Annotated in this window: 10 protein-coding genes; 1 reads left to right on the top strand and 9 read right to left on the bottom strand. The window is 56.9% G+C overall.

Features of this window, described 5'->3' with window-relative positions:
* Positions 1 to 1132 (top strand): hypothetical protein (locus VGE80_RS10690; RefSeq protein ID WP_440592653.1); only part of this gene is annotated, 1132 nt, incomplete at its 5' end.
* Between the two features lie 68 nt (positions 1133 to 1200).
* Here VGE80_RS10690 and VGE80_RS10685 read toward each other — a convergent pair.
* The 9 genes from VGE80_RS10685 to VGE80_RS10645 form a co-directional block, all read right to left on the bottom strand.
* Complete coding sequence (locus tag VGE80_RS10685) at positions 1201 to 2268, bottom strand: phosphatidate phosphatase App1 family protein (protein ID WP_440592652.1); 1068 nt, start codon at positions 2266 to 2268, stop codon at positions 1201 to 1203.
* A 95-nt stretch (positions 2269 to 2363) separates the two neighbouring features.
* Entirely contained in the window at positions 2364 to 3287 is a 924-nt protein-coding gene (locus tag VGE80_RS10680; protein ID WP_373649072.1) for a malate dehydrogenase, read from the bottom strand.
* A 151-nt stretch (positions 3288 to 3438) separates the two neighbouring features.
* The gene (locus tag VGE80_RS10675) at positions 3439 to 4347 is read right to left on the bottom strand and encodes a class II aldolase/adducin family protein (RefSeq protein ID WP_440592651.1); all 909 of its coding nucleotides are present in this window, start codon (positions 4345 to 4347) and stop codon (positions 3439 to 3441) included.
* Positions 4348 to 4379: 32 nt separating this feature from the next.
* A complete protein-coding gene (locus VGE80_RS10670; RefSeq protein WP_373649070.1) occupies positions 4380 to 4661 on the bottom strand; it encodes a EutN/CcmL family microcompartment protein in 282 nt (93 codons plus the stop codon).
* Positions 4662 to 4740: 79 nt separating this feature from the next.
* On the bottom strand, positions 4741 to 5577 hold the full coding sequence (locus VGE80_RS10665) for a hypothetical protein (RefSeq protein ID WP_440592650.1): 837 nt from the start codon (positions 5575 to 5577) through the stop codon (positions 4741 to 4743).
* Between the two features lie 131 nt (positions 5578 to 5708).
* A complete protein-coding gene (locus VGE80_RS10660) occupies positions 5709 to 5963 on the bottom strand; it encodes a EutN/CcmL family microcompartment protein (protein WP_397568642.1) in 255 nt (84 codons plus the stop codon).
* Between the two features lie 12 nt (positions 5964 to 5975).
* Entirely contained in the window at positions 5976 to 7394 is a 1419-nt protein-coding gene (locus VGE80_RS10655; RefSeq protein WP_440592649.1) for an aldehyde dehydrogenase family protein, read from the bottom strand.
* Between the two features lie 192 nt (positions 7395 to 7586).
* Entirely contained in the window at positions 7587 to 7916 is a 330-nt protein-coding gene (locus VGE80_RS10650) for a EutN/CcmL family microcompartment protein (RefSeq protein ID WP_397568643.1), read from the bottom strand.
* A gap of 222 nt (positions 7917 to 8138) precedes the next feature.
* A partial coding sequence (locus VGE80_RS10645) for an acetate/propionate family kinase (protein WP_440592648.1) occupies positions 8139 to 8914 on the bottom strand: 776 nt, incomplete at its 5' end.

The raw sequence follows: 8914 nt of genomic DNA, 5'->3' as shown, positions 1-8914 counted from the left end.
GAACCGCCACCCGCTGCATACGTTCGAGTTGCTCGATCGGTTATTGCCTGATGGCGTACGGATGGTTCCGTTGCCACTGCTCGCTCTCATTCTGACGACGTTCATCCTGATCATTGGTCCGGGAGACTACTACGTTCTGGGATGGCTGAAAGCACGCAAGTTCACCTGGCTGACGTTTCCTGTCACGACACTGGCGGTCACTGCCCTGACAGTGCTGATCTCGAACAGTTACATGAGCACGTCGGAAGCGCGCCGGGCACTCGTCGTTCATGACATCGGGCCTCGCAACGACATTGTTCGTACGAACCGGTTCGAGTTGCTATTTGTGGCCTCAACACATCAGGTCACCACGGAGGTCGAGAAGGGATTGCTGACACCTCTTAAGACAAATTCCAGTATGAATGACATCGCCGGCATTCCACCCGGTTTCGTCTACACGTCAATCAATGGTCAAATGACGCTGGTTCCCAGTGGGGGGGGAATTAGCGGTTCAGTCACTGCCGAGCGACTTACGTCGCAGTTCCAGGGACGGATTCCCACACAATCTTCAACCGTTCAGAACCTCTCGAAATGGACTCCGCAGATCAATCGAATCATGTCGCTCTCTCAGTTGGCAACGGCGCCTGATGTGGACTGGAGCCAGTTCGATCTGAAAAAAAGCGATGCCGTGAGAATCCTTGCCCATGAAGTTCCCGGAGAGCTACTCGCACGTGTTCACGAGACGTTTGGAAAGGATGCTCTGGTTGCCTGCTTTACTGGCCATGGTGGCTGGGCGTCGGACCGAGCACCTGGATGGCGTTCAACCCGCGAGAGCGATGCTCCGGCTCAGCGTCAATTCTATTCGATGCAGGCATCGGGGTACGATGACTATAACCAGCGAATTCAGATGATAAACGAAGCAGATCTTTTTCGCTGGATGTATTACGCGTCAGTCGCCCCGGTTCAGAGAGGGGCATTCTCGCTCGTCAAACAGACGGCTCCCAAGGGGGGGGCATACTGCGACGACCTTGCCTTAATTGACTGTACTGATCCTGATGAATGGATTCTGGTGGTGATTGTTCCCCATCAGGATGAATACGTCACCTATCGTAAATTGATGCGGTTTCAAGAGTCTTCGATCAACAGGGAGTGACTGAACGGGGTCCGCACGGCCGGATGATTCCATGTTGTCCATTCGCTGCGCCGCTGATTGGCGGGTTGTCAGCTACTGACACGTGCGACGAGTTGAGCCACTTTGGTCTGGATCTCTGCCGGTTCTGTATAGAGTGTCCATTTCGTCGGGTCCGTCCCTTCGAAGGCTGCCTGGATTCGTTCGGTATTACGTGACTCACCTCGAATCGCACGGATAAAGACACCCACGATCTGGTCGGGAAGCTCTCTTAAAAAGTGACCGTAGATGTCGGCATCCTGTTCACCCGAGTCCCCAATCAGGACGAAGTGCCGCTTGGGGAAGGCCCGCAGAATGGGTTCAATGGCCAATTGCTTGTACGCTTTCTGCGGTGATCGCCTCAGCTTGCGAGCGGCTTCCCGGAAACGAAACCGCTTCAGATGGAACGAGCCAAACGGGTAACCCTCGGCCTGACAGAACTCGTGCAGCGGTTCGTAAAGTTGCCAAGGACTGCCAGAGACAAAATGGAATGCGGCACCGGCAATCGCACAGTCCCGGTACAGTTCAGGCATCCCGGTCACGGGGACGAAGCGCCGTGTGAACGTATTGCGGAATAGGTCACGTCGATTACTGACGTTGCTGTGTTTGATCGTGTCGTCGACATCGGAAATGATGGAAACGCCAGTTGGCTCGATCAATTGAAGGCGACCCGAAAACTTGCGCTGGTCAGTTCCACCCAGCACAACCTCGCAGCCGATCGAACGACCGCCAAACTCGATCGGCTCAATCAGTTTCGAAACAGTCTCATCATCCAGTTCGACTGTTCCGCGGAACAATCCCATGTAGTCGGATTCAGCGACCTGAAATTCGCGATCACCAATCGCGATCGTGACCGCACGACCGCGCAGTCCCGGCATCAGAAACTGTCGCATTCGCTGACGAAAGAAGTCTTCCGCCGATCGATCAAAACGCATGGCCCGTTTGATCAGGCTCATGACGGGAGAACGATGAATCCAGGAGATCCGGGGATCAAAGACACTGCCCTGAATCAGCAGTGTCCATCCTTTTCCATCTTCGGTCCGTGAACCGAAGGACGGGTACAAGACGATCTGCTCGTCCCGTCCGACGGTTGATCGATTTCGGCGAAAGGTTCGAAACAATACCACGATCGTTGGCCTCAAGCCGACGATGTCGTCAGCGATATGGTTCTCAATGACTCACCAGCATCAGCATGCTCCTGAATGCGGCTTCCTTTTTACAGGACTTTATCGATCGTTTCACGCAGAACGTTGCCTGATTTTTGGAGAGCCATCTTTTCTTTTGGCCAAAGTTCGACTTCGATCACTCCTAGAACACCCTTGCGGCCGACGACGGTCGGAACCGAGATCGCCACGTCCCGCAGTCCGAATGCCCCCGATTGCAGCGAGGAAACAGGCAGAATGCGGCGCTGATCCAAAGCGATCGCGTGGACAACGTCGGCGATCGAAACGCCGACTGCGAAGCCGGCTCCCCCTTTCTTCTTGATCACTTCGGCACCACTGCCGCGGGTCTTTTTCTCGACTTCGGCGATCAACTGATTGTTGACTCCGGGGTACTTCTCGAGAGGCAGACCGGCAATCTGGGCGGCCGACCAGATGGGAACCATGCTGTCGCCATGTTCCCCGTAGATTGTCACGTCGACCTGTGTTGGTGGAACGTCCAGCCGCTGCGCCAGCATGCTGCGGAGTCGGGTGGTATCGAGCACTGTTCCCAGGCCAATGACCTGCGATGCGGGCAGACCCAGTTCCTTGATCGCCAGATAGGTCAGCACGTCAACAGGATTCGAGACGACGAAGATGATGGCGTCTTTCCGCAGACCGCTCGACTTCAGCTCGCCCAGAATGCCTCGGAACAGGGCGACGTTGCGATTGATCAGGTCCAGTCGGCTTTCTTCCGGCTTGCGGCGAAGTCCGGCCGTGATCACGATGCAGTCGCTGTCAGAGCAAGACTTCATGTCGCCTGAGGTAATCTTCTGATCGGCCAGAATGCTGGCACCATGCAGCAGGTCGAGAGCCTGACCTTCGCAAGCTTCCTGGTTCACATCGACCAGGTGAATGTGGCGTACGATCTTGCCTGCCTGAAGAGCGAATCCGGCACAGGAACCGACCAGACCGCCACCGCCGATGATGCTGACTTTCATTGGATTTCTCTCATTAGAGGTGACGTGAGTCACCAGTATCCTGACTGACTGAGAACCCCCCGCCGCTCCGTCGGGTGGGGACTTGACTTCGGCTGCTGCCAGCCAGGACAGACGCCAGCGAGGGGGTCGCGGCGCCTGTCAAAAGTCAAAATTACTTGTTGAGAGCCGAAACGACTTGTTCGGTGATCAGCTTGATCAGCGATTCGGTATCGATATCGGCACTGCTTGAGGCCTTCGGCTGCGGGGTGGACGACGCTTCCTTCTGCCGCTCCAGATAGCCTTTGTATTGCGGAGGTGGCTCGAAGGCGATGGGCTCGAGTTTGTTCTCTTTGTAACCTTCGCGGAACGCGGTGTTACCGCACAGGTCGCAGTTCTCGACATGGAACCGTGGATCGTCGAAGCCGAGTTTCTTCTTGAGGTCGAGAAGCTCGACGGATTCCCGCTCGTTCAGGTAGGTCACCTTACCGAGTTGTTTCGACAGCAACAGAATTCGACAGTAGGCGTCAAGGATTTCCGTCTTCCAGTAGGCATCTTCCAGCGTCTTCCCGAACGTCACGGTGCCGTGGTTCGTCAGGATGATCGTGTTGGTGCCGTTACCCAGGAACGGGACGACCGTGTTTGCAAACGCGTGCCCGCCCGGAGTCTCGTAGGGAGCGATGGGGACTTCGCCCATGAAGACTTCGATCTCGGGCAGAATACACTGCGGAATCGGTTCGCGAGCGACAGCGAAGGCCGTGGCATGAGGTGGATGGCAGTGAACGACAGCCTTGACGTCAGGGCGGTGCTTCATGATCGCCAGGTGCAGCAGAACTTCGCTGGTTCGCTTTCGCTTGCCGGCGATCTGCACACCTTCCATATCAACCGCGCAGATGTCTTCAGGAGTCATGAAGCCTTTGCAGATCATCGTGGGTGAGCAAAGGACTTCGTTCTCGCCGACGCGGATCGAGATATTGCCATCGTTCGCCGCCGCGAATCCCTTGTTGTAGACACGGCGTCCAATCTCACAGATCTCTTCTTTGAGCTTCCGGTCATTGATTCCGGAATTCCATTGGCTGGTCATTGGCTACAGTTCCTTTTCACTGCGATGTCTGGCTAATTCACTTCAATCGTGTCAAGAATACAGGCGTTGTACGCATCGAGTGGCTTGTAATTCGGAGCGAATGGGTTTGCCGCCTCTCCCCCTTCACTGAATCCGATTTTGGCTCCGGGTGAGGCACCGAGTTCGTCATAGACGATCAAGGCTTCGTCGCGACCATTCGGATCACCCGCCAGGCCAGCGGCATTCAGCGGTACGACGACGAGCCACGTGCCGCCCGACACCATCGGGTTGCATTTGGAGAGCGTCACCTTACCGATCACCTCGCCGACTCGCATTGTTTCCCTTTCGACTCTTGTTCCGCCGCACAGGCGACTCGATTTCGAGTCCGTCTGAGAGGGAGCAAGAGCCCTCAATTCATAATCCTGCCGGAGGCCGTGGCCGTGTGGTGGCACAATCCTTCAGCAGGTTTCTCAGTTCAACGAATGTCTTTCCGACGGGACTGATGCAGACGACATTGGCACTCAATGTTCGCATCACCTGTTCCCACTGCTTCGTGTTCTGCATCACTGCGGCCCGGACGCGATCGTTCCGGTTCGCCTTGCAGACGATCAACTCGGCCTGTTCGGTGAAGATGACGACGCCATCGCATTCCGCCGTGCTGACCAGACTCGTGGCCAGATCCGCTGCTTCCAGCGGCTGTCCCACCACCTCGATCTTCCAGCCGTCGGTCATGCGACGCAGGCCTTCCTGCAGAGACCGCACTGTCGGGGTCATCGTTTGCAGGATTACCTGCCACTTGATCGGAGCACCGCCATTTGCGGATGCGGAGTTCTTATCCTGTCGTGACCAGGAGGTTCGCTTTGAGTTCAACCAGTCACGTGCAGCAGGGGTGATGATCGAACTGCGGCCGAAGCGGACCGACTGACCAGCCCGGACCGACTGCTCGAGAATGTCGGCGGTAATGACCGGCACTGTCAGTTCGACCACGACCGGCTTCGACGCCGGTGTTGCGGCGGGAACTGGGACCGGAGAGGAAAGCGCCACCGCAGGAATAGGCGACGACGCGGGAGCCGGGGAAACCAGGGGAGCTGCCGTCGACGACGTTGCGACGTTGCGAGCTGCGAGAGGTGCAGGGGGGGAGGCCGCACTTGTCTGAGTCGTCCCCGAATTGAGGGGACGTGAGGGTGCTGGTGCTGGTTTGAGCTGAGCCAGCACGCCCGACACGATCTCGTCAATAAGGGCCTGATTCACAGTTCTGTCCAATGTTGCAAGTCAGACTCACGAACTTCGCAGTACTATCCCTTTGGTACGACAACCAGAGGGAACCAATCTCAAGTCCCCGTGACTGCGGAGACCTGTGACGAGTCCTGCTGTTCGCGACGTCAGTCGACAATACCTAAAACATGCCATCGAGCGGGTGTGGTGTCCGCTCCTACCATTTCTTTCGCCGTCTTGCCGTCGGAGGAGATGATTACCGTATCACCCTTGCCGCCACCCTGATTGTCGATCACGAGTTGCGGCGCCCCATCCGGAGTTCCGTTCGGGCCGAGTGGTTGTATCAGCAGCATCCGCCAACCCTTCAGCGTGGGGTGCTTGACTGTCGATGTTGCCCGGCCAATCACTTTTCCCAACTGCATAATTTCCGATCCTTAGATCACACGCAGATCGTCGACCAGCACACAACGACGCTGTCGTGTGAAGGTCATCGGGTTGGTGACCCCTTCACCGGTCGGGGTCGCAATGCTGAAGCTCAGGTAGCCTTCGCCACCCAGTCCCAGGCCCGCCATCGAAGGACCGTTCTTGACGAACAGTGTGGTATCCATTTCACGACCCATCTGAGTCATGTGACGGACGTTGCGGGTGTGAATCAGGCTGGTGTGCCGGTAGCCGTGTTCAAATTCCAGCGCCAGTTCGACGCCGTGCGAGAAGTTGCGGCAGCGAACGAATGGCAGGAACGGCATCATCTGTTCTTCAGGAACAAAGGCGTTCGAAGTATCGGTTTCGCCGAACAGCAACTGAGTTCCTGCGGGAACACGGACACCAATCAGTTCTGCCAGTTTCGACGCATCCAGCCCCACCAGGTCACGGTTCAGGTGGAAGTGATCCCCGGGCTTGGTCGGCGGCGTAAACGCCAGCTTGGTCAATTCTTCGATCTGTGAAGCGTTCAGCCGGTAGCCACCGTGACGAGTCATCGTGTCGAGCAGCGAATCAAAAATCTGATCGACGGCGAAGACTTCCTTCTCACCGATGCACAACAGGTTGTTGTCGTATGAAGCACCTTTGACGATCGAAGCCGCAGTGTTCTCGAGGCAGGCGGTTTCGTCCACGACGACGGGTGGGTTACCGGGGCCGGCGACGATGGCTTTCTTACGGCTTTCCAGAGCGGCACGAGCCACGGCAGGACCACCGGTCACGCAGAGCAAACGAACGCCGCGATGACCGAAAATGGCCCCGGCAGTTTCCAGCGTCGGCTTCTCGATAATCGTCACCAGATTTTCGAGGCCGGTCGCTTTGTAGATCGCCCTGTTGAAGCGGCGAACCCCTTCACAGGCGATGCGAGCACCACCGGGGTGAGGATTCACGACCATCGTGTTCCCGCCGGCGATCATGTTGACGATGTTGCCAGCAAGTGTCGGCAATGAGTGCGTGACGGGCGTGATGGCACCAATGACGCCGAAGGGGGCGTACTCGGTCAGTGAGAGACCGTGGTCACCGCTGAGTGCATCGGTTCGCAGAAATTCCACGCCGGGAACCAGCTTGATGATCTTCAGCTTCTCGATCTTATGATCGAGACGACCAATCTTTGTCTCTTCGAATTCGAGGCGGCCGAGTTCCTCGGCTTGTTCGTCACACATGCGGCGGACGATTTCAATGACGGTCTTGCGAGCAGCAATCGGGGCAGCGCTCAGCTTCTTGAAGCCGTCGGTGGCCGCCGCAACGGCCTGATCAACCGTCTGGAAGACCCCCAGGTCGCCGTCGCGGTAAGGGGTTGATTGCTTGGGGGCTTTCCCCAGTTGAGCCAGGACTTCTTGAACGACGTTGCGAATCGTTTCTGCGTTAGCTTGCATAGTCTCGTCTCGTTTTTCGTGCAGGAACCGCTGGAAGGTCGCGGTGATGTACTATGAAAATTTAGAACGTTGTCACAAACAAATTTCGTTGTTGTCGGCGGGCGTTGTCTTTGGGAACTCGGCAAATTTCTCGGACGCGATGGCGGATTCCAGCGGTTGCCTGGCAGCCGCTGGAATCCGCCATTGCGAAGGCTAGTTTTCCTGAGCAGCTTCCCCTTTGGCGTCGTAGATCGATTTGGCTCCCAGATGAACTGAGTCAATGAGTCCGATGATGGCACAATCGATGGGCAATGGCTTCGTTTGAGGCGTAAAGCGGGCACTGGAGCCCTGGACGATCAGGACCACTTCGCCTTCTCCCGCGCCGACGGTGTCGACACAGATGAAGGTGCGGCCGGTGGAGACCAGTCCCGACTGGTCCTTCTCGTTCACGCGCAGGGGTTCCACGACCAGCAGTTTCTGGCCGACCATCGCGTCAACCTTCTGCGTCGAAACCACACTGCCTGTCACACGTGCGAGAAACATGATTCGTCCTACTTTTGACTGACTTTGCCAGTTCCATCCGCAGCCAGTTTCCTTCCTGCGACCATCGGGGTAACGGTCACATGAAGGAAGGGAATGTCGTCGATCGGGTCAAACTTTCATGATGACTCTTCACGGATTTGGTCTTCTGCGAAGAGATCACGTCGGAAGGGAAGTCAGGTGACATGCTCTTCCGGTTTGATCTCTTTGTCCTGTCGGAAGTCCTTATCCTTTGGCAATGATGGCCTCGACCGTTTGTCGAGCGACCACAATTTCTTCATTCGTCGGGACGACCCATACCTGCACCCGGCTGCTGTCCGTCGAGATACGGCTTTCGCTTCCGCGTGGCAGTGAGTCATTTTTGGCGGTATCCAGTTCGATCCCCGCCCATTCCATGTTTTTGCAGACACCGGCACGGATGATCGACGAGTTTTCGCCAATCCCTGCACTAAAGACGATTGCGTCGGCGCCACCCAGCACGGTCAGGTAGGAACCCAGGTATTGCCGGATCGACGCGATGAAGACGTCGAGTGCCAGTTGAGCCCGGGCGTGTCCTTTCGCGGCCGCTTCTTCAATGTCTCGGGCGTCCTGGCTGATTCCGCTGAGGCCCAGCATGCCCCCTTTGCTCGACAGGTCTTCCAGAATCTGTTCAAGCGTCTTGCCCGTCTTGCGAAGCAGGATGGGCAGGGCAAACGGATCGAAGTCGCCGACGCGGTTGTTGTGCAGCAGGCCGGTTTGAGGACTCATTCCCATGCTGGTTGCCACCGACTTGCCGTCGCGAGCAGCACACAGAGAGTTACTGCCGCCGAGGTGGCAGGTGATGATCTTCAGGTCGCCACGGCCCAGTAACTGAACCATGCGGGTGTTGAGATAGCGATGGCTGGCGCCATGATAGCCCCAGCGGCGAATCTCGTAATCCTGAGACCATTCGTAAGGAATGGCGTAGAGCCGGTTCGCGTCCGGAATCGTGTCGTGGAACGCGGTTTCGAGTGCTGCGACGA

It is taken from the genome of Schlesneria sp. (assembly GCF_036405755.1).
Taxonomy (GTDB): Bacteria; Planctomycetota; Planctomycetia; order Planctomycetales; family Planctomycetaceae; genus Schlesneria; species Schlesneria sphaerica.
The sequence above is the reverse complement of the archived record's forward strand: the minus strand, read 5'-3'. Positions and strand labels throughout refer to the sequence as shown.

What these genes read in the sequence shown, in the direction of transcription:
- VGE80_RS10680 (WP_373649072.1), bottom strand. Translation starts at nt 3,287, where the DNA reads ATGAAAGTCAGCATCATCGGCGGTGGCGGTCTGGTCGGTTCCTGTGCC.
- VGE80_RS10675 (WP_440592651.1), bottom strand. Translation starts at nt 4,347, where the DNA reads ATGACCAGCCAATGGAATTCCGGAATCAATGACCGGAAGCTCAAAGAA.
- VGE80_RS10670 (WP_373649070.1), bottom strand. Translation starts at nt 4,661, where the DNA reads ATGCGAGTCGGCGAGGTGATCGGTAAGGTGACGCTCTCCAAATGCAAC.
- VGE80_RS10660 (WP_397568642.1), bottom strand. Translation starts at nt 5,963, where the DNA reads ATGCAGTTGGGAAAAGTGATTGGCCGGGCAACATCGACAGTCAAGCAC.
- VGE80_RS10655 (WP_440592649.1), bottom strand. Translation starts at nt 7,394, where the DNA reads ATGCAAGCTAACGCAGAAACGATTCGCAACGTCGTTCAAGAAGTCCTG.
- VGE80_RS10650 (WP_397568643.1), bottom strand. Translation starts at nt 7,916, where the DNA reads ATGTTTCTCGCACGTGTGACAGGCAGTGTGGTTTCGACGCAGAAGGTT.